24 protein-coding genes are annotated in these 23,384 nt (G+C 66.1%); 14 read left to right on the forward strand and 10 right to left on the reverse strand.

What is annotated here, in order from left to right; all coding sequences use genetic code 11:
• Positions 1-52: 52 nt before the first annotated feature.
• The 7 genes from urtB (at position 53) to HWX62_RS10360 (ending at position 6,443) form a co-directional block, all read left to right on the forward strand.
• Positions 53-970, forward strand: coding sequence for an urea ABC transporter permease subunit UrtB (gene urtB, locus HWX62_RS10330; protein WP_175928690.1), 918 nt, complete (start codon positions 53-55; stop codon positions 968-970).
• 55 nt (positions 971-1,025) lie between these two features.
• Complete coding sequence (gene urtC / locus HWX62_RS10335) at positions 1,026-2,195, forward strand: urea ABC transporter permease subunit UrtC (protein ID WP_175928689.1); 1,170 nt, start codon at positions 1,026-1,028, stop codon at positions 2,193-2,195.
• 3 nt (positions 2,196-2,198) lie between these two features.
• Entirely contained in the window at positions 2,199-2,942 is a 744-nt protein-coding gene (gene urtD, locus HWX62_RS10340) for an urea ABC transporter ATP-binding protein UrtD (RefSeq protein WP_175928688.1), read from the forward strand.
• A 34-nt stretch (positions 2,943-2,976) separates the two neighbouring features.
• Positions 2,977-3,666 (forward strand): urea ABC transporter ATP-binding subunit UrtE, encoded by a 690-nt coding sequence (gene urtE / locus HWX62_RS10345; protein WP_175928687.1) that lies wholly within the window; start codon positions 2,977-2,979, stop codon positions 3,664-3,666.
• Positions 3,667-3,727: 61 nt separating this feature from the next.
• A complete protein-coding gene (gene fmdA, locus HWX62_RS10350) occupies positions 3,728-4,966 on the forward strand; it encodes a formamidase (protein ID WP_175928686.1) in 1,239 nt (412 codons plus the stop codon).
• Positions 4,967-5,003: 37 nt separating this feature from the next.
• Positions 5,004-5,339, forward strand: coding sequence for a zinc ribbon domain-containing protein (locus HWX62_RS10355; protein WP_175928685.1), 336 nt, complete (start codon positions 5,004-5,006; stop codon positions 5,337-5,339).
• Positions 5,340-5,417: 78 nt separating this feature from the next.
• Positions 5,418-6,443: an aliphatic amidase gene (locus HWX62_RS10360; RefSeq protein ID WP_175928684.1), complete on the forward strand. Its 1,026-nt coding sequence runs from the start codon at positions 5,418-5,420 to the stop codon at positions 6,441-6,443.
• Positions 6,444-6,564: 121 nt separating this feature from the next.
• Here HWX62_RS10360 and HWX62_RS10365 read toward each other — a convergent pair whose 3' ends face one another.
• Both HWX62_RS10365 and HWX62_RS10370 read right to left on the reverse strand, forming a co-directional pair.
• Positions 6,565-7,734 (reverse strand): porin, encoded by a 1,170-nt coding sequence (locus HWX62_RS10365; RefSeq protein WP_175928683.1) that lies wholly within the window; start codon positions 7,732-7,734, stop codon positions 6,565-6,567.
• A gap of 364 nt (positions 7,735-8,098) precedes the next feature.
• Positions 8,099-8,404: a DUF4148 domain-containing protein gene (locus HWX62_RS10370; RefSeq protein WP_175928682.1), complete on the reverse strand. Its 306-nt coding sequence runs from the start codon at positions 8,402-8,404 to the stop codon at positions 8,099-8,101.
• Positions 8,405-8,680: 276 nt separating this feature from the next.
• Here HWX62_RS10370 and HWX62_RS10375 point away from each other — a divergent pair, with 276 nt between their 5' ends.
• The 4 genes from HWX62_RS10375 to HWX62_RS10390 all read left to right on the forward strand — a co-directional run bounded on the left by HWX62_RS10375 (position 8,681) and on the right by HWX62_RS10390 (position 11,975).
• On the forward strand, positions 8,681-8,890 hold the full coding sequence (locus HWX62_RS10375; protein WP_175928681.1) for a hypothetical protein: 210 nt from the start codon (positions 8,681-8,683) through the stop codon (positions 8,888-8,890).
• A gap of 185 nt (positions 8,891-9,075) precedes the next feature.
• A complete protein-coding gene (locus tag HWX62_RS10380) occupies positions 9,076-9,822 on the forward strand; it encodes a response regulator transcription factor (RefSeq protein WP_244136019.1) in 747 nt (248 codons plus the stop codon).
• A gap of 79 nt (positions 9,823-9,901) precedes the next feature.
• Positions 9,902-11,233 carry a HAMP domain-containing sensor histidine kinase gene (locus tag HWX62_RS10385; RefSeq protein ID WP_244136034.1) on the forward strand — a complete coding sequence of 444 codons (1,332 nt, stop codon included), beginning with the start codon at positions 9,902-9,904 and terminating at the stop codon, positions 11,231-11,233.
• 58 nt (positions 11,234-11,291) lie between these two features.
• On the forward strand, positions 11,292-11,975 hold the full coding sequence (locus tag HWX62_RS10390; protein WP_175928758.1) for a response regulator transcription factor: 684 nt from the start codon (positions 11,292-11,294) through the stop codon (positions 11,973-11,975).
• Positions 11,976-12,275: 300 nt separating this feature from the next.
• Here HWX62_RS10390 and HWX62_RS10395 read toward each other — a convergent pair whose 3' ends face one another.
• Both HWX62_RS10395 and HWX62_RS10400 read right to left on the reverse strand, forming a co-directional pair.
• Positions 12,276-12,548 (reverse strand): DUF4148 domain-containing protein, encoded by a 273-nt coding sequence (locus HWX62_RS10395; protein ID WP_175928679.1) that lies wholly within the window; start codon positions 12,546-12,548, stop codon positions 12,276-12,278.
• Positions 12,549-12,693: 145 nt separating this feature from the next.
• On the reverse strand, positions 12,694-12,891 hold the full coding sequence (locus HWX62_RS10400) for a hypothetical protein (protein ID WP_175928678.1): 198 nt from the start codon (positions 12,889-12,891) through the stop codon (positions 12,694-12,696).
• On the opposite strand from HWX62_RS10400, the gene HWX62_RS10405 reads away from it, so the two are divergent.
• Positions 12,890-14,065 carry a porin gene (locus HWX62_RS10405; RefSeq protein ID WP_175928677.1) on the forward strand — a complete coding sequence of 392 codons (1,176 nt, stop codon included), beginning with the start codon at positions 12,890-12,892 and terminating at the stop codon, positions 14,063-14,065. The genes HWX62_RS10400 and HWX62_RS10405 overlap by 2 nt on opposite strands.
• Positions 14,066-14,150: 85 nt before the next feature.
• Here HWX62_RS10405 and HWX62_RS10410 read toward each other — a convergent pair whose 3' ends face one another.
• The 5 genes from HWX62_RS10410 to HWX62_RS10430 form a co-directional block, all read right to left on the reverse strand.
• Entirely contained in the window at positions 14,151-15,605 is a 1,455-nt protein-coding gene (locus HWX62_RS10410; protein ID WP_175928676.1) for an efflux transporter outer membrane subunit, read from the reverse strand.
• Complete coding sequence (locus tag HWX62_RS10415; protein WP_175928675.1) at positions 15,598-16,803, reverse strand: efflux RND transporter periplasmic adaptor subunit; 1,206 nt, start codon at positions 16,801-16,803, stop codon at positions 15,598-15,600. Before HWX62_RS10415 ends, HWX62_RS10410 begins: the two co-directional genes overlap by 8 nt.
• Positions 16,793-20,047: an efflux RND transporter permease subunit gene (locus HWX62_RS10420; protein ID WP_175928674.1), complete on the reverse strand. Its 3,255-nt coding sequence runs from the start codon at positions 20,045-20,047 to the stop codon at positions 16,793-16,795. Before HWX62_RS10420 ends, HWX62_RS10415 begins: the two co-directional genes overlap by 11 nt.
• Positions 20,048-20,201: 154 nt before the next feature.
• The gene (locus HWX62_RS10425; RefSeq protein ID WP_175928673.1) at positions 20,202-20,876 is read right to left on the reverse strand and encodes a response regulator transcription factor; all 675 of its coding nucleotides are present in this window, start codon (positions 20,874-20,876) and stop codon (positions 20,202-20,204) included.
• 22 nt (positions 20,877-20,898) lie between these two features.
• A complete protein-coding gene (locus tag HWX62_RS10430) occupies positions 20,899-21,825 on the reverse strand; it encodes a LysR family transcriptional regulator (RefSeq protein ID WP_175928672.1) in 927 nt (308 codons plus the stop codon).
• A gap of 12 nt (positions 21,826-21,837) precedes the next feature.
• Between HWX62_RS10430 and HWX62_RS10435 the strand changes: the two genes are divergently transcribed.
• Complete coding sequence (locus tag HWX62_RS10435; protein WP_175928671.1) at positions 21,838-22,122, forward strand: hypothetical protein; 285 nt, start codon at positions 21,838-21,840, stop codon at positions 22,120-22,122.
• A gap of 20 nt (positions 22,123-22,142) precedes the next feature.
• A complete protein-coding gene (locus HWX62_RS10440) occupies positions 22,143-22,517 on the forward strand; it encodes a hypothetical protein (protein WP_175928670.1) in 375 nt (124 codons plus the stop codon).
• Positions 22,518-22,619: 102 nt separating this feature from the next.
• Here the strand turns inward: HWX62_RS10440 and HWX62_RS10445 are convergent, their stop codons facing one another.
• On the reverse strand, positions 22,620-23,378 hold the full coding sequence (locus HWX62_RS10445) for an SDR family oxidoreductase (RefSeq protein ID WP_175928669.1): 759 nt from the start codon (positions 23,376-23,378) through the stop codon (positions 22,620-22,622).
• Positions 23,379-23,384: the final 6 nt, after the last annotated feature.

The raw sequence follows: 23,384 nt of genomic DNA on the forward strand, positions 1-23,384 counted from the left end.
GTCAACCGCAGCGGCGCGGCGGCCGATGACGCCGCCGCGCGAGGAGCGTTCGATGTCCGCAACCGATATTTTCAACATCACGCTGATGCAGGGCTTCGCCGGCCTGAGCCTGTTCAGCGTCCTGCTCCTGATGGGGCTCGGGCTCGCCGTGATCTTCGGCCAGATGGGCGTGATCAACATGGCGCACGGCGAATTCATGACGATCGGCGCGTATACGGTCTACCTGTTTTCGTGGTTCTCGCAGAACGTCTGGCACGCGCTCACGCCGGTGTATTTCTTCTTCGCGATTCTTGCGGCGTTCGTGCTGGCCTTCGCGGCCGGCTGGCTCGCCGAATGGGCGCTGATCCGCCATCTCTACAAGCGCCCGCTCGATACGCTGCTCGCGACCTGGGGCCTGAGCCTCGGCATGCAGCAGGTGTTCCGCTCGACCTTCGGGCCGAAAGAGGTGAGTCCGGCGCTGCCCGACTGGCTGATGGGTTCGTGGGAACCCGCGCCCGGCCTCGACATTCCGGTGAGCGGCATGTTCGTGATGGGCCTCGCGCTGCTGATGACGGGCGGCCTGCTGCTTGCGCTCTATCGGTCGCGCTGGGGCTTGCGCGTGCGCGCCACGGTCGCGAACCGGCCGATGGCGAACGCGGCGGGCATCAACACGCGGCGCACCGACCGCATGACCTTCGCGATCGGCTGCGGCATCGCGGGCGTGGCCGGCGCGGCCTTCACGGCCATCGGCTCGACGGGGCCGACGAGCGGCTCGCTCTATATCGTCGATTCGTTTCTCGTCGTGACGTTCGGCGGCGCGGCGAGCCTGCTCGGCACCGTGGCGTCGGCGTTCGGCATCGCGCAGATGCAGTCGATCAGCGAGTTCTTTCTGTCGGGCTCGATCGCGCGCGTGCTCACGCTGCTCACCGTCGTGGTGATTCTCATGCTGCGCCCGCAGGGCCTGTTCGCGTCGAAGGTGCGGCGAGTTTGAGACCGCGTTCATGCACAAGCCTCATTCACAGCTTCATTCGACTGGAGAGATGGACATGAAACCCATCCAACCCACGGCGGTCGGCGTATCCCCGCGATCCGGCCCCGGTGCGCCGCCGGCCGGCTGGCGCGCTCGCGTGGCGCGGCTCGATGCGTCGGGCTATGCGGGCATCGCGTTGCTCGCGCTGCTGATCGCCGTCGTGTTTCCGCTCGTGCTCGACACGTTCCGCCTGAACCTGATGGGCAAGTACCTGACCTACGCGTTCGTGGCGATCGGCCTCGTGATCGCGTGGGGCTACGGCGGCGTGCTCAGCCTCGGCCAGGGCGTGTTCTTCGGCCTCGGCGGGTATGCGATGGCGATGTTTCTCAAGCTCGAGGCGTCCGATCCGGCCGCGACGCGCACGCAGACCACGCCGGGCATTCCCGATTTCATGGACTGGAATCAGCTCACCGCGCTGCCCGCGTGGTGGAAGCCGTTTCATCACTTGCCGTTCTCGATACTCGCGGTGCTCGTCGTGCCGACGGCGCTTGCGTTCGTGATCGGCTACGCGATGTTCAAGCGGCGCGTGGGCGGCGTGTACTTCGCGATCATCACGCAGGCGGTCGCGCTGATCCTTTCGGTGCTCATCATCGGCCAGCAAGGCTATACGGGCGGCGTGAACGGCATCACCGACCTGCGAACGCTGCTCGGCTGGGACATTCGCACCGATCACGCGAAGCTGATCCTGTATTTCGTGAACGCCGCGCTGCTGATCGGGGCGCTGCTCGCCTGCCGCTGGGTTCAGCGCAGCAAGCTCGGCACGCTGCTGCTCGCGATGCGCGACAAGGAAGACCGCGTGCGTTTCTCGGGCTACGACGTCGCGATGTTCAAGGTGTTCGCATTCTGTCTCGCGGCGATGCTCGCGGCCATCGGCGGCGCGATGTTCACGCTGCAGGTGGGTTTCATGTCGCCGTCGTTCGTCGGCATCGTGCCGTCGATCGAAATGGTGATCTACGCGGCCATCGGCGGGCGCATGTCGCTGGTCGGCGCGGTGTACGGCGCGATTCTCGTCAATCTCGGCAAGAGCTGGTTCTCCGAGAGCTTTCCGAATCTCTGGCTCTATCTGATGGCGGCGATGTTCATCGGCGTGGTGATGGTGTTTCCGAACGGGCTGGCCGGTCTTTACGACGCGCATGTGCGCCCGCGCGTGCGGCGGCTGCTCGGCGCGGCGAACGAGGAGGCGTGAAGCATGAGCAATACCGACTTTCTGCTCGCGATCGAAGACCTGACCGTGTCGTTCGACGGCTTCAAGGCGATCGATTCGCTCAATCTGTATCTCGAACGCGGCGAGCTGCGCGTGGTGATCGGCCCGAACGGCGCGGGCAAGACCACGCTGCTCGACCTCATCTGCGGCAAGACGAAGGAAACGGCGGGCAGCATCAAGTTCCGCAACGAGGAAATCACGAACCTCGCGGAATTCCGCCGCGTGCGCAAAGGGATCGGGCGCAAGTTCCAGACGCCGTCGATTTACGAAAACCTGAGCGTGGCGCAGAACCTCGAAGTGTCGTTTCCGCGCGGGCGCAGCGTGTTTGGGGCGCTGGCCTATCGCGAGGACGCCGAAGTGGCCGACCGCGTGCGCGACGTGGCCAATGAAATCGGCCTGGCCGGCGCGCTCGACCAGGAAGCGGGGCTGCTTTCGCACGGCCAGAAGCAGTGGCTCGAAATCGGCATGCTGCTGATGCAGGACCCCGAACTGCTGATGCTGGACGAACCGATTGCGGGCATGAGCGTGCGCGAACGCGAACTGACCGCCGATCTGCTCGACCGTATCTGCCGCAACCGCTCGATGATCGTGATCGAACACGACATGGCGTTCGTGGAGCGCATCGCGCACAAGGTCACGGTCATGCATCAGGGGAAGATCCTCGCGGAAGGGCCGATGGCGCAGGTGCAGGCCGACCCGCGCGTGATCGACGTCTACCTGGGCCACTGAGTCGGCCACCGAACGACAACACGGAGGACACATCATGCTGGAAGTCGACGATCTCGTCGTCAGCTACGGCCAGAGCGAAGTGCTGCACGGCATCGACTTTTCCGTTGCGCAAGGCGAAAGCGTGGCCGTGATGGGCCGCAACGGGATGGGCAAGACCACGCTGTTCAAGGCGCTGATCGGCATGCTGCCCGCCAATCGCGGCACGGTGCGCGTGGCCGGTGCCGATGTTTCGAAGGACGAGAGCTACCGGCGCGTGTCGAAAGGCATCGGCTACGTGCCGCAAGGAAGGCAGATTTTCGCGTCGCTCACCGTCGAGGAGAACATTCAGACGGGCCTCGAAAACGCGCAGAGCCAGCGCGTGCCCGACGAGCTTTACGCGTTGTTTCCCGTGCTGTTCGACATGAGAAAGCGCAAGGGCGGCAACCTCTCGGGCGGCCAGCAACAGCAGCTGGCGATCGCGCGTGCGCTCGCGACCGACCCGAAAGTGCTGCTGCTCGACGAGCCGACCGAAGGCATCCAGCCGTCCGTCATCAAGGACATCGCCAAGGCGCTCAACCAGATTCGAACGAGCCGCCATATCGCCATCGTCGTGTCTGAACAGGTGCTGAGCTTCGCGCTCGACGTGGCCGACCGCCTGTTCGTGATCGAGGGCGGGCGCTTCGTGCATCAAAGCACGCGCGATGCGGGCGACACCGACCGCATCCGCGAATACCTGTCCGTCTGAGCGCGGCGCGGCGTTCGCGCGCCGCGCCGTATGTCAATCCGCGAACCCAGGAGCGAACGCCATGCCCGAGACTCTCATCAAGGTCGATCTGAACCAGTCGGCCTACGAAAACGAACAGGTGCACAACCGCTGGCACCCCGACATTCCGATGGCCTGCTGGGTCAAGCCCGGCGACGATTTCATCCTCGAAACCTACGACTGGACCGGCGGCTTCATCAAGAACGACGACAGCGCCGACGACGTGCGCGACATCGATCTGTCGATCGTGCATTTTCTCTCCGGCCCGGTGGGCGTGCACGGCGCGGAGCCCGGCGACCTGCTGGTGGTCGACCTGCTCGACATCGGCGCGAAGGCCGACAGTCAATGGGGCTTCAACGGCTTCTTTTCGAAGACGAACGGCGGCGGCTTTCTCACCGATCATTTCCCCAGCGCGCAAAAATCGATCTGGGATTTTCATGGCGTCTATACGAGCTCGCGCCATATTCCAGGCGTGAATTTCGCGGGCCTGATTCATCCGGGCCTGATCGGCTGCCTGCCCGACCCGGCACTGCTGGAGACCTGGAACGCACGCGAAACCGGCCTGATCGCCACCGCGCCCGATCGCGTGCCGCCGCTCGCGAATCCGCCGTTCGCGGCCACCGCGCACATGGGCAAGCTCGCCGGCGACGCACGCGACAAGGCCGCCGCGCAGGGCGCGCGCACGGTGCCGCCGCGCGAGCATGGCGGCAATTGCGACATCAAGGACCTGTCGCGCGGCTCGAAGGTGTTTTTCCCGGTCTACGTGGACGGCGCGGGCCTGTCGGTCGGCGACCTGCACTTCAGCCAGGGCGACGGCGAGATCACGTTCTGCGGTGCGATCGAAATGGCCGGCTGGGTGCATATGCGCGTGAATCTCATCAAGGGCGGCATGGCGAAATACGGGATTCGCAACCCGGTCTTCCAGCCCAGCCCGATCACGCCGACCTATAACGACTACCTCATTTTCGAAGGCATTTCGGTCGACGAGCAGGGCGGTCAACATTATCTCGACGTCACCACCGCGTATCGCCAGGCATGTCTGAACGCCATCGAGTACCTGAAGAAATTCGGCTATTCGGGCGCGCAGGCGTATTCGCTGCTGGGCTGCGCGCCGGTGCAGGGGCATATCAGCGGCGTGGTGGATATTCCGAACGCGTGCGCGACCTTGTGGCTGCCCACGCAGATCTTCGACTTCGACATTCGCCCGAATGCCGACGGCCCGATCCGGCACATCCAGGGCGGCGTGGATCTGCCGTGTTCGCCGGATCTCGCGACGGCGTGAGCGACACACTGCAACGATGAAGGAAAAGGAGGCCGTCATGCCAATCTACGACTTCGAGTGCGCACGCTGCGGGCCGTTCTCCGTCATGCGCCGCATCGCGGACCGCGAAAAACCGTGCTGCTGTCCCGACTGCGGCGCGCAAGGCGGGCGCGTCATCAGTGCGCCGTCGCTGGCGCTGATGGGAGGCGCGCGCCGCGCCGCGCACGCGACCAACGAGCGTGCCGCGCACGCGCCGCGCCAGTCCGCCGACGGGCCGCCGCTGCGCCATCGCGCCGGTTGCAGTTGCTGCTCGGGCGGCGCGGCGAAGCTCGCGGGCACGGCGTCGGACGGCCTCAAGCGGCCGGCGGGACGGCCGTGGATGATCAGCCACTAAGGTGTGCCGCGCGCGAGCCGATGCCCGCAGGCAGAGGCCAGCCGCGCGCGGCGTCAACGCGTTCGAGGAGGAAGCGTCATGCGACAGGGTGATATTTCGAGTAGCCGCGATTGTGTGGGTGTCGCGGTGGTCAACTACAAGATGCCGCGGCTGCACACGAAGGCGGAGGTGCTCGACAACGCGCGCCGTATCGCCGACATGGTGGTCGGCATGAAGCAGGGTTTGCCGGGCATGGATCTCGTGGTGTTTCCCGAGTATTCGACCCACGGCATCATGTACGACCGTCAGGAAATGTTCGATACGGCGTCGACGATCCCCGGCGAAGAGACGGATATCTTCGCGGCGGCGTGCCGCAAGGCCGACGTGTGGGGCGTGTTCTCGATCACGGGCGAGCGCCACGAGGAGCATCCGCGCAAGGTGCCGTACAACACGCTCGTGCTGATCGACAATCGCGGCGAGATCGTGCAGAAGTATCGCAAGATCATGCCGTGGACGCCGATCGAAGGCTGGTATCCGGGCGACCGCACCTATGTGACGGACGGGCCGAAGGGGATCAAGATCAGCCTGATCATTTGCGACGACGGCAATTATCCGGAGATCTGGCGCGACTGCGCGATGAATGGCGCGGAGCTGATCGTGCGCTGCCAGGGCTATATGTACCCGGCGAAGGAGCAGCAGGTGATGGTCGCGAAGGCCATGGCGTGGATGAACAATACCTACGTGGCGGTGGCCAACGCCACGGGCTGGGACGGCGTGTATTCGTACTTCGGCCACTCGGCGATCGTCGGGTTCGACGGGCGCACGCTCGGCGAATGCGGCGAGGAGGAAATGGGTGTGCAGTATGCGGAGCTGTCGCTCGGCATGATTCGCGACGCGCGGCGTAACATGCAGTCGCAGAACCATCTGTACAAGCTGTTGCATCGCGGCTATACCGGCACGCTTCATTCCGGCGATGGCGCGAACGGCGTCGCGGATTGTCCGTTCGGTTTCTATCGCGACTGGATCGCGGATCCCGACGCCACGCGTCGCCGTGTCGAAGCGCTCACGCGCGCGACCCCCGGCACGCCGGAGTGTCCGATCGAAGGAATCCCGCACGAAGACTGAGGGTGTGCACCCCGGTGTAATCGAGCGAATTCGTGAAGGTGATGCGCATCGAGCTTTGATTGGCACCACCTGCCCCCGCACCGAAGCCGCACCGAGCGGGTTCCGGTGCGGGAGTCTGGCGTTAGAAACGATGCAACATGCCCAAGCGATAAACCATCTGGTTGGGTCCTGACGACGCGCCGGCCGACGCGTCCACGATCTGCGCGTCGTCGAAGCTGGTCCCGGTATGCGCGCCGACGACATGCTGCCACGCACCCTGCACATACAGCGACGTACGTTTGCTCAAGTCATAGTCGAGCATCAGGCCGACCTGGTGCCACTTGGGGACATATTTCGTGTCGGACGCGGACAGGTGCGCCATGGTGAACGTGTAGGCGGCTCCCAGCCAGAGCGCATGAGTGAAGTAGTACTGAGCGTTGAGTTCGAAGTTGTCGAATTTCCACGCATTCCACGTCGCGCCGTTCGGCAGGGCGGTATTTTCGATCCATGCATTGCCGGCCGGGTTGTAGACATCGACATGGGACCACGCGGCGCCGACGAGCACATGGGTGAACTGATAGGAAGCGGCTACGCCGATGTCCTGCTGCGACGACCCGTTGAAGAGATCGCCACTGGCGACCGCGCCGCCAGCAGCGAGCCCCGGATTGTTGAGCTTCAGATAGGACGCCGCCGCGGTCAGGTTGCCGTTCTGGTAGTTCAGCGTGGCGCCCCAGACGCGATTGTTCGAGAAGCCGCCGGGCTGGTTGCTGAAGCCGTACATCGCTTCGGCCGTGAGTCCCCGGTATGTCGGCGTCACATACTTGACGGCATTGTTGACGCGGAAATCCCAGTCCGTATTGTCGTTATCGAACGGGTGGGTAGCGATGTCGCCCGCCCAGTTGCCGGCCGCCGTGAGACCGCCGAAGCCGAGCGCGTCGACGCTGGTGTCGTACTGGCGTCCGAGCGTGAGCGTGCCATACCGTGATGATGAAAGGCCCACGAACGCCTGGCGGCCGAACATGCTCGAATCCTGACCGAGCTTGCCGCTGTTCACGTTGAAGCCATTTTCGAGCTGGAAGATGGCCTTGTCGCCGCCGCCAAGGTCTTCACTGCCTTTCAGGCCCCATCGGCTGCCGAACGTGTCGCCGCTCGACATCTGCCATGCGCGATGGCCGCCCGCATTGCTCGTGAAGTTGAGGCCTTCGTCGATCAACCCGTATAGCGTGATGCTCTGTTGTGCGTGCGCCGCACCGGCGAGCAGGAGTGCCGGCGCGAATCCGAACCAGGACAATTTCATCGTTCGACGCTTCATTTCGTTCCTCTAATGGTGTGGCTGAGTAGTCAGTGCCGGACGGACTGACTTCGATGTTGTCCGAAATGCAATCTCGGCGGACGACGCAGTGTAGGCAGAGGGAAAACCGGTCGCCGCAACGTGTATGGAAAGACTATCTTTCAGTATCCGGAAGGGTCGTGCGCAGATCGAAGTCACGCGGAAATGTGCGGCGCTTTCGAGTCGCATGGCCGTCGTACGCTGTGCGATGTGTTGTTTTCCATGTTTCGCCGGTTGACATGAAAATTTTATTCGCGTGAAACGTCGACATATCGAAACGGCAAAAAAAACGCGCGCGGCCGCGAGGCTCGCGCGCAAAACTCGGAGAACGGTCGACGAAGACGATTCAGTTGCCGCTCGACGCGACGGTATTGGCTGCCCCGGCGCAATCGTGCCGGTACTTCTGCATCAGGCGCGCCTGTGCCGAATCGATATCGTCGGGATAGCTGCTCTCGTCGCCGGACGACGGGTTGTAGCCGACGGACTCCAGCTCGTTCAGTTCGTTGACGAGCTGCCGGTGGGAGACCGGGCCGTTCGCATGCACGAACGGATAGTCGTGACATTGCGCCGACGTGAGCTTCGTCTCGGCATGCGCGGAGACGCTCGATGCGAGCATGGCGGCGCAGACGAGGTAACGGACGGGATGATTCATCTTCGGCTCCTGGATAGCGTTGGATCGAGGCCGTACGGCAGGATGCCTGCGTCGGCCGCGACACGAAGAGTAGGCACGGCGGACTATCGAAACGGCAGCGCGAGGATGAAACTTGTTTTAGGCACGCCCGGATCGGGCTCTGCCGCGGCTGCCGAATGCATGGAAGTTAAAGAATCCTTCATGCGTGTGTTTCCGGATGGTTAGGCGCAGCGGCGTATCGTCGAGCGATGACCCGATCGATGCCGCGCGCCGCGCGGTGCGCACTGGAGCAACGCAATGAAATCAATCGTCACGATGGCTGGACTGGTCGCGCTGGTATGTACGTCGCTGCCGGCGTTCGCGAAGGTGCAGGGAACAGGGCTCGCGATCGCCGATGCGACGCTCGCGCACGCGAAAGCCGAACAGCGGGATCGTGCGATCGACGCCGCACGCGATCTCGCCTCGCGTCGCACGGACGGATCGGGCGCCCACTCGCACCGGGGCTGATCGTGCGTTGCGGCGCCCGGTACGGCCAGGGACGACGACGGCCCGCACGCCGCCGCCGGACATGAAACTTTCTTCATGAAGCCGATGCGCATCTTTTACGCGTGCCCGCATAAGCTCTGCACGAGCACGTTCGACCGTCGGGTCTCGACGCGCATACGTCCCTTCGATGAAGACGAGAATCGTACATGGCATCTTCAGCTTCCCCGGTTAACGAGCCCGCCCTGCCTGACAGGCCGGCCGAGGACGGTGCGGCCGTCGCGCACGTGCTCACGATCGAAGACGACGAAATCACCGCGAACGAAATAGTCAGGGAGCTGGAAGGGCGCGGCTTTACGGTCGAATGGGTGGCGAACGGGCGCGATGGCATGGCCCGCGCGCTCGGCAACGAGTTCGACGTGATCACGCTCGACCGGATGCTGCCGGTCGTCGACGGCCTCACGATCCTGACCACGATGCGCAGCGTCGGCGTGCGCACGCCCGTGTTGATGCTGAGCGCGCTCGGCGATGTCGACGAGCGCGTTCGCGGGCTGCGCGCGGGAGGCGACGACTACCTGACCAAACCGTTCGATCCCGAGGAAATGGCCGCGCGCCTGGAGGTGCTGCTGCGCCGCAGCCAGGCCGCGCCGGCCGCGCTCGACACGACGCTATCCGTTGGCCCGCTCAAGCTCGACCTGATTTCGCGCAAGGTGTTTCGCGACGGCGAAGAAATCGTGCTGTTGCCGACCGAGTACCGCGTGCTCGAATACATGATGCGCAATGCCGGGCAAACCATCACGCGGACGATGTTGTTCGAGGCCGTATGGGGCTATCACTTCGATCCCGGCACGAACCTGATCGAAGTGCACATGGGCCGGTTGCGCAGGAAGATCGATCCGCCCGATGCGCAGCAGATGATCCAGACGGTACGCGGTGCAGGGTATCGCCTTGGCTGACCCGGCTACCGCGGCGTCCGCCGCGCATCACGTCCAGCCGGCGCCCGCGCGACGCTGGTACTCGAGTACGTTCCGGCTCGTGTCGGTCTACGCCGTCACGTTCTCCGTGTCGGTCATGCTGCTGCTCGGTTTCATTGCGTCGGTGATCACGCACGACATGGAGCGGGAAACCGACACGGTGATCGACTGGCAGATGATCTACTTCGATTCGATACAGGACGACCAGCTTCCCGCCGCGATCCGGCACCGGATCGAGCACGAGCGGATGCATACCAACTACTACGGGCTCTTTACCGCCGACGGCACGCATATTGCCGGCGATGTGCTGGCGTTGCCCGCCGGTATGCGGCCGAATCGCAACGGCGTGACGCTCGATCACACGATGCCGATCGCGGGGGACCAGGTGCCGCCGGTCGTCCGCGCGATGGCGGAGCGGCGGGCAAACGGCGACGTGCTGGTGCTCGGACGCGACCTCACGCACATCCTGCGGATCCGCGCGGGGATCATCCAGGCGCTGGTGGGCGGCGGGCTGCTCTGCCTCGGCACGGGCGTCGTGGGCGGCTTGATGCTCAGCGTGCGGCAAATGCGGCGTCTGAAGGCGGTCCGGCACATCACGCAGGGGATTGCGCAGGGCGACCTCGGCCAGCGGCTGCCGGTCGGCGGACACGACGAGATCGATCTGCTGTCCCATCTCGTCAACCATATGCTCGAGGAGATCGAGCGGCTGATGAACGAGGTAAAGGGTGTCTGCGACGGCATCGCGCATGACTTGCGGACCCCGCTCGCACACGTGCACACGCTGCTCGCGCAGGCCGCCCAGCGCGCGGGGCGGCTCGACGATGCCGTGCTTGAGAATCTCGTCTCGCGTGCGCGCAACGAAACCGACGTGTTGCTCAGCCGTTTCCGGGCGATGCTGCGTATCGCCGAAATCGGTTCCCTGCAGCGGCGAGGCGGATTTGCGGAGCTGTCGCTCGAGGATCTGGTCGTGGACGTCGGGCAGTTGTTCGAACCGCTCGCGGACAGTCGCGCGATCCGCTTCGTGCAGTCCGTCGAGCCGGTCGCGCGGATTCACGGCGATCGCGCACTGTTGTTCGAGGCGCTGACCAACCTGCTCGACAATGCGCTCAAGTACACGACGTCGGGCGACACGGTACGCCTGGAACTTCATGACACGCCGTTCGGCCCGCGCATCGACGTGATCGACAACGGCCCGGGTATCGCGGCCGACGAGCGCGACGCGGTGCTGCGGTATCGGTACCGCAGCCGCCGTACCGGGCATCTCGCCGGCGCCGGGCTCGGCCTGAGCATCGTGTCGACGGTCGTCAACGTGCACGATTTCACGCTGCGCATCGGCAGTGCCGAGCCCGGCACGCGCGTGACGATCGAATGCTGGCCGAGGTCGCTGGGATGATGCCCGTGCGTGCCAGACCGCACGTGCCGGCGTATTTCCGCCGCGAGGCCGGTTGACGATGCGCATCCTGCTCGTGACCTCGCCGCATCCGGAGGCGTCGTGGCTGCACAAGGCGCTGCAGGAAAGCGGGCACAGCCTGCAGCGCGCCGAGGATCCGCGCGACGGCCTGTTTCTCGCGTCGCAGGAGGCTTTCGACGCGATCGTCGCGACCGCGTTCGAGCCCGGCAGCGATGCCGCGCTGATTACGCTGCTGCCGCGTTTCGTCGCCGACGGCGGCGGCGCCGCGCTCGTGGTGCTGATCGGCGAGGCGTCGGCGCGCGAACGCATCCATCTGCTGCGCGCGGGCGCCGATGCGTGTTTCTGCGCGCCTTATTCGTTCATCGAGCTGCACGAACGCCTGCAGGCGTTGCAGCGGCTGGCCGGGCCGCGCGATGCGGGTCGCCCGATCGCGAGAGCATCCGCGTTCGAGACGCTGGCGCGCGAACTCAAGGACGGCAAGCTGCGCGTCGCCGTGACACGCCGCGAATACCTGTTGCTCGAATGCCTGATGCGCCACCCGAATGCGCCGGTGCCGCGTGACCAGTTGATCCGGTATGTCTGGCAGGACAAGGAGGATGTCGATCCATCGAGCGTCAATCTCGTGGTGTCGCGGCTGCGCCGCAAGCTCGCGCGGCATCTGCCCGACGTCCGCATCGATACGGTGAGCCGCTACGGCTACCAGGTGACGCTGCCGGACGCATGAACGCGCGGTGCCGTCCGTGCAACGGACCTGACGGGCGCGCTGCCGGCGGCAACGCGCCCGTCGTGCGTTGACGAGCCGAAGAACGGCACGCAGAAGTCGGGTGGGCCGACACAATCGCCGGGGCCGTCCGGCTGCACGGAGGCGCAGCCTGACAGCACGACGCCCGCGGCAATCGCGAGGAGCGTGAGACGGGCGGAGCGAGCAACGGTCGAAGCTTCATGGATGGTGAGCAATTCAGTGAGCGGGTGGCGGCGCGAGCGGCGTGAGCCAGGCACCGCGCCCGGCCGCACGTCGCGCGCATCAATGCGCATAGAGCGTGGAGTTCAGGTACTTGAGCTGTCCGTCCTGTTCGGCGTGCACGAGATCGGCACGAACCTCGGCGCGCGTCTTCTCGTGGATCGGCTGGCCATAAGGCGGCACCCACTGGCCGGCAGCCTGGATGCCGGGCGCGCCATCCTTCGTGGCGGCCGGCGACACCTGAACCGGCTGACTGGCGGTCAGCGCAAACGCGGGAACGGACAGCGTGGCGATCGCGGCGAGCACGGCGGCGGCGACGATGTTGGCGGTTTTCATGTCTGGAGTCCTCATGATGATTGACTGGGTAGCTCCCCTGGCGCGGCGCATCGGTATCGGAATCGATATCGGTGTCGCGCACGGGTTGAGGACAAGCATAGAGGGGACGCGTTAGCGGATCGGCATACGCAACGTGAAAAGAAATTCATGCACCGTTGCGAACGCGTGCGGACATGAAGCCGGTATGTCGCCAGGATGAAGCAGGTTTCATTTTTCGGGCCGTTTCGATAACCGCGCTGTCATGCCGGCTGCCTAAATTGTGCGCGATCGCATCGCGCACGAGCGGCTCTGCCGCACGGGCCGGCGATGCGAGCAGACCGATCCACTCCAACGAAACCATCATGAAGAAATATCTGGCAATTCCGGCGGCGGTTGCGTGCCTGCTGGCGAGCGCGGCGCATGCGCAGAGCAGCGTGACGCTGTACGGCACGATCGACGCGGGCCTGGACTACATCAGCAACCAGAAATCGGCCGCGGGCGCGGGGCCCGTCTACGGCCTGCAGAGCGGCAACGTCAGCACGTCGCGCTGGGGGCTGCGCGGCAACGAGGATCTCGGCGGCGGGCTGTCGGCCGTGTTCACCCTCGAGAACGGCTTCAACGTCGCGAACGGCAAGTTCGGCAACGGCGGCGACGAATTCGGCCGCCAGGCGTGGGTCGGCCTCGCGAGCCGCCAGTGGGGCACGGTGACGCTCGGCCGCCAGTACGATTTCCTGGTCGACTTCGTCGCGCCGCTGTCGGCGACGGGCTCGGGATTCGGCGGCAACCTCGCCGATCATCCGTACGACAACGACAATCTCGCCAACGACACGCGGATGAACAACGCGGTGAAGTTCCGCAGCGCGAACTACGGCGGCTTCACGTTCGGCGGCGCGTACGGTTTCAGCAATCAGGGCGGCGGGTTCAGCAACGACAACGCATACAGCGTCGGCGCGCAGTATGCGAACGGCCCGATCGACCTCGCCGTCGCGTACCTGCAGTCGAACCAGCCTGGCGGTGTCGACGCGCGGCAGAACACCGGCGGCTCGCTGAGCAGTGCGGACGGCGATGCGATGCTCGTCGGCGGCCGCTGGCGCACGTTCGGCGCCGGCGCGCACTATGCGTTCGACCATGCCGCGATCGGCTTCGTCTATACCAGGACGATCCTGAACGACCCGCGCGAGCTGTCGCAGGGCGGCGCGTACGGCCGCGTAAACGGCCAGTTGCTGACCTTCAGCAACTACGAACTGAACGGACGCTACTTCCTCACGCCGGCGTTCTCGCTGGGCGGCTCCTATACGTTCACGCAGGGCCGCTTCGACGATGCGGGCCGCAGCATCGCGCCGAAGTGGAACCAGTTCATGCTGCAGGCCGACTATGCGCTGTCGCGCCGCACCGACCTCTATCTGGAAGGCGTGTACCAGCGCGTGACCGGCGCGGACGGCGTCGCGGTGCTCGGCCACGCGGGCGTCTTCAATCTCGCGGCATCAGGCAACGATCGTCAGGCCGTGGTCGCGGCCGGCATCCGTCACAAGTTCTGAGCCGCCGGGCCGGCGTAAAAAACGGCACCCGTCATCGCGACGGGTGCCTTGAAATGCGACACGCCTCGTCCATGTCGCAAGGGACTCAGTTCGTCGAACGAGCCGGGGCTTGCGGACCGGATGCGGCTTCATCGGTCGACCACCCGCCGCCCAGCGCGGCGATCAACCCCACCGCCGCCAGTTGCCGGCGCGTGTTCAGCTCCAGCATCGCGATCTTCGTATCGAGTTCGATGGTCTGCGCGGTCACGACGTCGAGATAGCTGACGACACCGTCCCGGTAGCGCGACATCGACAGCTGCAACGTGCGCTCGGCCGCATCGAGCGCCTCCTGTTCGCGATCGGCTTCGTCGCCGAGGTGGTGCGTGAGCGCGAGGTTGTCTTCGACCTGCCGGCACGCATCGAGCACCACCGCACGGTATTTCGCGCCGTTCTCCGCCAGTTGCGCGCGCGCCTGGTCGGTGAGCGCCTGGCGCCGCCCGCCGTCGAACAGCGTCAGTGCGAGGCTCGGCCCGATCGACCAGATTTCGTTCGGCGCGCGCAGCCAGTGGCCGAGACCGGAGCTCTGGTAGCCGCCGATCAGCCCGAGCGTGATGTCGGGGAAGAACGCCGCGCGCGCCACGCCGATCTTCGCGTTGGCGGCGGCCATGCGTCGCTCGGCGGCCGCGACGTCGGGGCGCCGCTGCAGCAGCGTCGCGGGAATGCCGGCCGGGATCGTCGGCAGATACGCCGCGTTCAGGTCCGGCGGCAGCGAGAACGACGACGCCGGCACGCCCGTGAGCGTCGCGATCGAGTGCTCGTAGAGCGCGCGCCGCGCCCGGACGTCCTCGGCCGATGCGCGAGCCGAATCGAGCTGCGTCTGCGCGCGCGAGACGTCGAGATCGGACGCGATGCCGCCCGCGTGCCGGCTCATCGTCAGGCGCAGCGCGCGCTGATACGTGTGGATCGTGTCGGTCAGCAGCCGTTGCTGCTGATCGAGCCCGCGCAGGTTGAAGTACGCGCTGGCGAGGCTGGCCTGCAGGCTCAGCCGCACCGACGCGAGATCGTCGGCGCTGGCCTGGGCGTCGGCGCGCCCGGCCGCGACTTCATTCCGCACTTTCCCCCACAGATCGAGGTCGTAGTCGAAGCCCGCGTCGAACGTGTCGTCGCCATAGACGTTCGGCTGGTTCGCGCCGCGCAGCGGCCGCGTGGCCGATTGACGATTGCTCGAGACCTGCGCGCCGAGGCCGATGGTCGGGAACAGGCCCGAGCGTGCCTGATCGAACAGCGCCGCCGCTTCGTCGTGGCGGGCCACGGCCGCGGCCACGTCGGGGTTGGCCGCGGCCACCCGTGCTTCGAGCCGGTCGAGCACGGGATCGCGGAACGCCTTCCACCAGCCGTCGCGCGCGATGCGGTCGGCCGGCTTCGCGGGCTGCCAGCCGCCCGCTTCCTTGAAACTGGCCGGCAGCGCCGTTTGCGGCGCGCGATACGTGGGCGCGAACGAGCACGCGCAGAGGAACGCGACGCCGGCGAGCATCGCGCAGAGCCGAAGCCGGTTAGCCATGCGCACGCTCCGTATCGCGCGCGGCCGACGCGACGGTGCCCGCCGGCGCCGCGAGCCGGACCGGGTCGCCGTCGGCGAGCGAGTCGGGCGGGTTGTCGATCACGCGGTCGTCCGGCGCGAGGCCGGTCGCGATCTGCACGTGCGTGCCGAGGTCGGTCGCGATCGTCACGGGCTTGAATACCGCGCGATCGTCCTTGCCGACCACGGCGACCTGCAGGCCGGCCTGCCGGAAGATCAACGAGCTGGCCGGAATCGTCAGCGCGTGGGTGCTGCCCGCCGGCAGCGCGAAATGCACTTCGGTGTATTCGCCGGGAATCAGCTTGCCGCCGGGGTTGTCGACCATCAACTGGACGAGCAGCGTGCCGGTCGAATCGGCGATCGAGTCGTCGGTGTCGGCGAGCGTCGCCCGAAAGGTTTCGCCCGGATGCTCCGGCACGGTCAGCGTGGCCGTCATGCCGGGCCGGATCGCGGCGGCCTCGTTCTGCGGCACGCTCACGTAGACGCGCATCCGATGGACGTCGGACACGGCGAACAGTTCCGGGCCGGCGCCGCCGCCGGCCGAAATCAACTGGCCGATGTCGGTCTTGCGCGCGGTGACGACGCCGTCGAACGGCGCGACGATGCGCTTGAACGCCTCCAGCGCCTCGAGGCGCCGCACGTTCGCTTCGTTGGCGGCGACGATCGCCTGCTTGGCCGCGAGGTCGCTGGTCTTCTCGTCGGTTTCCTGCTGCGACACCGAATCCTGCGCGAGCATCCGGGTCCAGCGCGCGGCCGTGGACGCGGCCAGCTTCTCGTTGGCCAGCGAGCTCTGCAGGTCGGCGCGGGCCTGCTGCAGTTGCTGGTCGAGCTCGGGCGTGTCGATCAGACCGAGCAGTTGCCCCGACTTCACGTGCGCGCCGATATCGGTGTACCACGCATGCAGGTAGCCCGACACCTGCGCGTGGATCGGCGCGCTCTCGAACGCGGACAGGTGGCCGGGCAGCACGAGCGTGGCGCCTTCGCCGCCGGTCTGCGGCGTGTACGCGACCACGGTCGGCACCGCCTGTTCGGCGGACCAGCTGGTCATTTCCTGTTTCGCGTGCGCGCGGCCGATGATGCCGGTCGCCACGATGCCGACCGCGATCAGCGCGGTGACCGTGGCGACGAGCTTGAGGTTGGGCAGCCGTTTCGGCGACTTGATATCGATCTCAGTGGACATGGGAAGCTCCGGACGCGGAAGGGGAGGAAGCGCGGGACGCGTCGTGCTTGAGCGCATCGCGCCGGTGCACGAGGCTGAACACGACGGGAACGAAGAACAGCGTCGCGATCGTCGCGCACGCGAGGCCGCCGATCACGGCGCGGCCGAGCGGCGCGTTCTGCTCGCCGCCGTCGCCGAGGCCGAGCGCCATCGGCGCCATGCCGATGATCATCGCGAGCGCGGTCATCAGCACCGGGCGGAAGCGCGTGAAACCGGCTTCGAGCGCGGAGGCCAGCGCGTTGCCGGTGTCGGCCAGGCGCTCGCGCGCGAAACTGACGACGAGGATCGAGTTCGCGGTGGCCACGCCCATGCACAGGATCGCGCCGGTCAGCGCCGGCACCGACAGCGGCGTATGCGTGGTGAACAGCATCCACACGATGCCGGCCAGCGCCGCCGGCAGCGCCGAGACGATCACGAATGCGTCGGCCCACGAGTGGAAGTTCACGACGATCAGCAGGTAGATCAGCACGATCGCGCCCACGAGGCCGAGCAGCAGGCCCGCGAACGCGCCGTTCATGGTCTGCACCTGGCCGCGCAGCGTCACGGTCGAGCCCTTGGGCAGATCCTTTGCGGTGGCCTTGACGATGCCGTCGATGTCGGTCGCGACCGCGCCGAGGTCGCGCCCCTGGGTGGTCGCGTAGACGTCGAACAGCGGTTCGATGTTGTAGTGCGACACCACCGCGTTGCCGACGCCCCGCGTGATCGTGGCCAGGCCGCCCAGCAGCTGGGACTGGCCATTCGCGCCCGTGACCGGCAGATTCTGCAGCGCCGACAGCGTGGTCATCCGGTACTGCGGCGTCTGCGCGACGATCGGATAGGACACGCCGTTGTGCGGGTTGAGCCAGTAGGTCGGGTCGACCTGGCTGGTGCCGGCGAGCGTCGCGACCACCGAGTTCGTCACGTCCTGCTCGGTGATGCCCAACTGGTCGGCGCGCGTGCGGTCGACCGTCACCGTGAACTGCGGATAGGTGCTGGCCTGCTGGATGCGTGGGTCGGCGACGCCGGGGATCAGGCGCAGCTTGCGGTACAGCTCGCGCGCATAGGCGAGATTGGCCTGCTGGTTCGGGCCGGCCACCTGCAGGTCGACCGGGGCCGGCGCGCTGAAATTGAGGATCTGGCTGACGATGTCGGCGGGCAGGAACGAGAACGTGGTGCCCGGATAGGCGCGCGGCAGGCGTTCGCGCAGCGTGCGCACGTAGTCGGCGGTCGGCGTGTGATCGCGCGACAGCGAGATCAGGATGTCGCCGTCCTGCGGCCCGAGCGTGCCGCTGTTGTTGTAGGTGAGGTTGATCCCGCTGTTCGGCAGGCCGATGTTGTCGATCACTTCGCGCAGTTGCGCGGGCGGGATCACGCCGCGAATCGTGTTCTCGATGCGGTCGAGCTCGGCGGCGGTTTCCTCGACACGCGTGCCGACCGGTGCACGCACGTGCAGCGCGATCTCGCCGGAATCGATGGTCGGGAAGAAATTGCGGCCGAGCGACGGCGCGAGCAGGAACGACGCAGCCACGATGCAGAGGAAGGCGACGACGAACGGCTTGCGGCGCGTGAGCGCGAGGCCCAGCAGGATCCGGTACGACGCGCGCACGGACTCGAAGCGGCGCTCGAATGCACGCTGAAAGCGCACCAGCGGATTGCGCGACGGCGGAGCGTCGTGCGCGCCGGCATGGCCCGCGTGCGGATCCATGACCGCGGCCAGTTCGCCCGACGCGTGACCGGCCGATGCGTGCGGCTTGAGCAGGTATTGCGCGAGCATCGGCACGAAGGTGCGCGACAGCACGAACGACGACACCATCGAGAAGATCACCGCCTTGGCCATCGGCACGAACAGAAAGCGCGAGATGCCGTCGAGCATCAGCATCGGCACGAACACGATGCAGATGCACAGCAGCGAGACCAGCGCCGGCATCACGATCTGCTTCGCGCCGTCGACGATCGCGGTGCGCGTGTCCTTGCCCTGTTCGAGGTGCCAGTTCACGTTCTCGATCGTCACCGTCGCGTCGTCGACCAGGATCCCGACCGCGAGCGCGAGGCCGCCGAGCGTCATCACGTTCAGCGTTTCGCCGGTGGCCGCGAGCAGCGCGATCGCCGACAGCACGGCCAGCGGGATCGACGCGGCGATGATCAGTGTCGAGCGCCACGAGCCGAGGAACAGCAGGATCATCAGCGAGGTCAGCGCGGCGGCGATGATGCCTTCGCGCGCCACGCCGCTGACGGCGCCGTTCACGAAGGTCGACTGGTCGCCCATCGTGACGAGCTTCAAGCCCGGCGGCAGCGTCTGTTCGACCAGCGGCAGCTTCGCCTTCACGCCCGCGATGATGTCGAGCGTCGACGCCGAGCCGTTCTTCAGGATACTCATCAGCACCGCGCGGTGGCCGTCCACGCGCACGATGTTGCCCTGCGGCGGGTAGCCGTCGCGCACATGGGCGACGTCGCGCATGTAAATCGTCGTGCCGCCCACCGACTTGATCGGCAGGTCGTTCAACGCATCGAGCGAGAGCGGGCTGTTGTTGAGCTTGATGTTGTATTCGAAGCGGCCGATCTTCTGCGTGCCGGCCGGGATGATCTGATTCTGCTGCGCGAGCGCGCGCGCGACGTCCTGCGCCGACAGCCCTTTAGACTGCAGCGCCTGCGGGTCGAGGTCGATCTGCACTTCGCGTGTCTTGCCGCCGTACGGCGTCGGAATCGCGACGCCGGGCACCGACAGCAACTGCGGCCGAATGAAGTTGACCGCGTAATCCCCGAGCTTCTGTTCGTCGAGCGTGTTGCTGGTCAGCGCGATCTGCAGCACCGGTACCGTCGACGCGTTGTAGTTGAGGATCTGCGGCGGCGTGGTGCCGGGCGGCATCTGCTTGAGCACCGTCTGCGAGATCGACGTGACCTGCGCGGTCGCCGTGCGGATATCGACGGTCGGCTGGAAGAAGATCTTCACGATGCCGTAGCCGCGGAACGATTGCGACTCGATATGCTGGACGTCGTTCACCGTCGTGCCAAGCGTGCGCTCGTAGTACGTGATCACGCGTCCGGCCATGTCGTCCGGCTGCAGGCCGGCGTAGTTCCAGACGACGCTGATCACCGGAATGCGGATGTCCGGGAAGATGTCGATGGGCGTTCGGATCGCCGCGAGCGGGCCCGCGATCAGGATCAGCAGCGCCAGTACGACGAACGTATAGGGCCGCGTGAGCGCGAGCCGGACAATTTTCAGCATGAGGTGCCGCTCCGTTCGAAATCGTCGTGAAGAAGAGCCGGATGTGCGCGTGTTCGGGAAAACACCGGGGCGCAACCGATGACCGCATTCTGCGGAGCGGCCCCTAACAGCCGGTGGCAAAAAAGATGAAACAAGTTTTAAGTAGCGGGCGGACTCAACCGAGCATGTAGCCGGAACCGCGGATCGTGCGGATCAGCGGCGTGGCGCCTGGCCGGTTCACCTTCTTGCGCAGGCGGCCGACGTGCACGTCGATCAGGTTCGTCCCCGGATCGAAGCGGCAGCCCCATACGGCCTCGAAGATCATCGTGCGCGTGAGCACGCGGCCGGCGTTGCGCATCATGAATTCGAGCACGCGGGATTCGGTCGGCAGCAGCGCGAGCTCGTGCGCGCCCAGTGTCGCGCGTCGCCGCACCAGGTCGAGCGCCAGCTCGCCCGCGCGCAGCACCGTGTCGACGTGCGTGCCGCGCGGCCGCCGGCGAATCAGCACGTCGATACGCGCGCACATCTCTTCGAGCGAGAACGGCTTGACGAGGTAGTCGTCGCCGCCCGCGCGCAGCCCCTGGATACGCTGATCGACGTCGGACATCGCGCTCATCACGAGTACCGGCGTATCGAGGCCGACGCCGCGCATCGTCGCGAGGATCGTCAGCCCGTCGAGGTCGGGCAACATGCGATCGAGCGTGACGACGTCGTAGTTCGCGCTCATCGCCCGCGCCATGCCGTCGCGACCGGTGCGCGCGACGTCGATCCGGTGGCCTTCGGCACGCAGCGTGTGCGCGATGTGATCGGCCAGCAGCGGATCGTCTTCGATCGTCAGGATGTGTGCCATGGCGTGCGCGATTCCGGCGGAATCAGGCGGCGGCAAGCTGCATGGCGGCGGTGCGGTCCGGCGCGCGATAGTGGTCGACCACGTAGTCGATGAAGCTGCGCACTTTCGTGGAAAGATAATTGCGACTGGGGTAGAGGATCGAGACGCAGCGCGGGCCGCCGTTCACTTCGTAGCGTTCGAGAATCGGCACCAGGGTGCCGCGCGCGAGATCGTCGGCCACGAGCGGATGCGGCAATTGCGCGATGCCCATGTGATCGAGTGCCGCGATGCGCACCATCGTGTTGCTGGTCGATGCCAGCGCATTGCCCGTATAGATGCGACAGGCGCCGTCGGCATCCGAGAACTCCCAGTTGCGCGCGGCGCCGTTCGACACGGTCAGCAGGCTGTGCGCATTCAGGTCGGCCGGCTCGACGGGCTTGCCGTGGCGCGCGAGATAGTCGGGAGACGCGACGATCACGTCGCGCACGCTCGTCAACGTCCGCGACACGAAGGTCGAGTTGACGAGGCGGTGATCGTCGCAGAAGCACACGTCGTAGCCGCCTTCCACCATGTCGACCTGGATATCGAACGTCGTCACGTCGAATCGCACGCGCGGATGCTCGAGGCGATACGTGGACAGCAGCGCGCCAAGCCCGGCCGCAACCGACGTTGCCGACGCGGCGATGCGCAGCGTGCCGTGCGGGTCGCGATTGACCTGCGCGAGATTCGATTCGATCTCGTCGAGCTTCTCGATGATCGCGCGGCAGCCGTCGAGATATTCGCGGCCTGTCTCGGTGAGCGACAGGCTGCGCGTGGTCCGGTTCAACAGGCGCATGTTCAGGTGGGCTTCGAGCATGCCGACGCTGCGCGTGACCGCGGCGGCCGACATGCCGAGCTGACGTGCGGCGAGACTGAAGCTCGATAACTCGACCACACGCGTGAAAACGCGCATCGCTTGCAGTTGGTTCATGATCGGCGAGGAATGGATTGGCCGGAAATACGGGGCGGCGCGCCGGTCTTCAGCGGGCTGCGTCGACGCATCGTGCCGCGCCTGCCGGGTCGGGCAGCGAATTCATTATGGAAGGCACGCGGGCGCGGGACGTTAAAAAACGGTGCTGACCGGATGAAATTTCATTTAGAAAGCGGTGCCGCCCCGCGGACGATGGGCACGACGCGCTTTATCAAGCTTTCTAAAAAAAGATTCATGCGCGGATCACAAATCTTCAGCCGGCCGACGTGTACCGCGGACGATAATGGGATCACGTAACTGCGGCAAGGATGACGAAGATGGCACAACCGTTGAGCATCAAGATGATCGAGGAGCGCGGCAAGCTCGTCGTGCTGATGTCGATCGAACGGGGCGCGGCAGTGCTCGATCCGGAGGATGTGGACGCAGTCATCCAGTACTTGAGCTTGTTGCGCGCGTCGATGCAGCCTGCCGTGCCGGAACGTCCGCCGCACGCGCAGCAATTCGTGACCGAAATGGATCCCTGCTGGTACGCCGAACGCCATCCGCTGCAGGGCGGCGTGGTGCTGTTGTTGCGTCACAGTGGGCTCGGCTGGGCCAGCTTTGCACTCCCGCCGCGCAGCCTTGAACGGTTGCACGGTTCACTGACGCAACTGCTCGAAGACGAGCAGCAGGCGATCAGCCTGCCTCACTGAAACTCAGTTGCGTCGTGAATGCGCTTGCATTCGGCGGCGTCGGAGCGGGTCGGTAGCAGCCCGTGCGCGAACGCTGCCGCCCGGCGCGGGCCGCAGTGCACGCTATCCGCGACCGACGAACGGCATCGCGGTCGCCATGATCGTCATGTTGAGGATGTTGGTATCGAGCGGCAGATTCGCCATCTGGACGATCGCGCTCGCGACATGCGCGACGTCCATTCGCGCTTCGGGCGCGAGCCGGCCGTCCGCTTGCGGGACGCCTTGTGTCATCCGTTCCGTGAGCGCGGTGGCGGCATTGCCGATGTCGATCTGGCCGCACGCGATGTTGTACCGGCGACCGTCCAGCGCGAGCGACTTCGTGATCCCGGTCACCGCGTGCTTGGTGGCCGTGTATGCGATCGTATCGGGGCGCGGCGCGTGCGCCGAGATCGAGCCGTTGTTGATGATCCGGCCGCCCTGCGGCGTCTGCGCTTTCATCAGCCGCCATGCGGCGCGCGCGCACAGAAAGACGCCGGTCAGGTTGGTCGCGACGACGCTGTTCCACACGTCGAGTTCGTATTCGTCCAGGGAAACGACAGGGGCATTGCGGCCGGCATTGTTGAACAGGACATCGAGCCGGCCGAACCGTTGCGCGATCTGCGCGAATGCGTGGTCGACCGACGCTTCGTCGGTGACGTCGGCGGGAAACACGTGCGCGTCGCCGCCGGCCGCGCGGATGGCGTCCTGCGTTTCGCGTAACGACGCCTCCGTGCGCCCGAGCAGCGCGACGGTGAAGCCCGCCTGGGCGAGCGCGATGGCCGCGGCGCGACCGATGCCGGAGCCGGCGCCCGTGACGGCGGCGAATTGCTTCGAGACAGACATGGCGTG

Origin of the sequence: Burkholderia sp. BCC0506 (assembly GCF_902833145.1) — a bacterium.
Classification (GTDB): domain Bacteria; phylum Pseudomonadota; class Gammaproteobacteria; order Burkholderiales; family Burkholderiaceae; genus Burkholderia.

Coding starts and splice junctions, on each gene's coding strand:
- urtB (WP_175928690.1), top strand. CDS start 53: ATGTCCGCAACCGATATTTTCAACATCACGCTGATGCAGGGCTTCGCC.
- urtC (WP_175928689.1), top strand. CDS start 1,026: ATGAAACCCATCCAACCCACGGCGGTCGGCGTATCCCCGCGATCCGGC.
- urtD (WP_175928688.1), top strand. CDS start 2,199: ATGAGCAATACCGACTTTCTGCTCGCGATCGAAGACCTGACCGTGTCG.
- urtE (WP_175928687.1), top strand. CDS start 2,977: ATGCTGGAAGTCGACGATCTCGTCGTCAGCTACGGCCAGAGCGAAGTG.
- fmdA (WP_175928686.1), top strand. CDS start 3,728: ATGCCCGAGACTCTCATCAAGGTCGATCTGAACCAGTCGGCCTACGAA.
- HWX62_RS10355 (WP_175928685.1), top strand. CDS start 5,004: ATGCCAATCTACGACTTCGAGTGCGCACGCTGCGGGCCGTTCTCCGTC.
- HWX62_RS10360 (WP_175928684.1), top strand. CDS start 5,418: ATGCGACAGGGTGATATTTCGAGTAGCCGCGATTGTGTGGGTGTCGCG.
- HWX62_RS10365 (WP_175928683.1), bottom strand. CDS start 7,734: ATGAAGCGTCGAACGATGAAATTGTCCTGGTTCGGATTCGCGCCGGCA.
- HWX62_RS10370 (WP_175928682.1), bottom strand. CDS start 8,404: ATGAATCATCCCGTCCGTTACCTCGTCTGCGCCGCCATGCTCGCATCG.
- HWX62_RS10375 (WP_175928681.1), top strand. CDS start 8,681: ATGAAATCAATCGTCACGATGGCTGGACTGGTCGCGCTGGTATGTACG.
- HWX62_RS10380 (WP_244136019.1), top strand. CDS start 9,076: ATGGCATCTTCAGCTTCCCCGGTTAACGAGCCCGCCCTGCCTGACAGG.
- HWX62_RS10390 (WP_175928758.1), top strand. CDS start 11,292: ATGCGCATCCTGCTCGTGACCTCGCCGCATCCGGAGGCGTCGTGGCTG.
- HWX62_RS10395 (WP_175928679.1), bottom strand. CDS start 12,548: ATGAAAACCGCCAACATCGTCGCCGCCGCCGTGCTCGCCGCGATCGCC.
- HWX62_RS10405 (WP_175928677.1), top strand. CDS start 12,890: ATGAAGAAATATCTGGCAATTCCGGCGGCGGTTGCGTGCCTGCTGGCG.
- HWX62_RS10400 (WP_175928678.1), bottom strand. CDS start 12,891: ATGATGGTTTCGTTGGAGTGGATCGGTCTGCTCGCATCGCCGGCCCGT.
- HWX62_RS10410 (WP_175928676.1), bottom strand. CDS start 15,605: ATGGCTAACCGGCTTCGGCTCTGCGCGATGCTCGCCGGCGTCGCGTTC.
- HWX62_RS10415 (WP_175928675.1), bottom strand. CDS start 16,803: ATGTCCACTGAGATCGATATCAAGTCGCCGAAACGGCTGCCCAACCTC.
- HWX62_RS10420 (WP_175928674.1), bottom strand. CDS start 20,047: ATGCTGAAAATTGTCCGGCTCGCGCTCACGCGGCCCTATACGTTCGTC.
- HWX62_RS10425 (WP_175928673.1), bottom strand. CDS start 20,876: ATGGCACACATCCTGACGATCGAAGACGATCCGCTGCTGGCCGATCAC.
- HWX62_RS10430 (WP_175928672.1), bottom strand. CDS start 21,825: ATGAACCAACTGCAAGCGATGCGCGTTTTCACGCGTGTGGTCGAGTTA.
- HWX62_RS10435 (WP_175928671.1), top strand. CDS start 21,838: ATGGATTGGCCGGAAATACGGGGCGGCGCGCCGGTCTTCAGCGGGCTG.
- HWX62_RS10440 (WP_175928670.1), top strand. CDS start 22,143: ATGGCACAACCGTTGAGCATCAAGATGATCGAGGAGCGCGGCAAGCTC.
- HWX62_RS10445 (WP_175928669.1), bottom strand. CDS start 23,378: ATGTCTGTCTCGAAGCAATTCGCCGCCGTCACGGGCGCCGGCTCCGGC.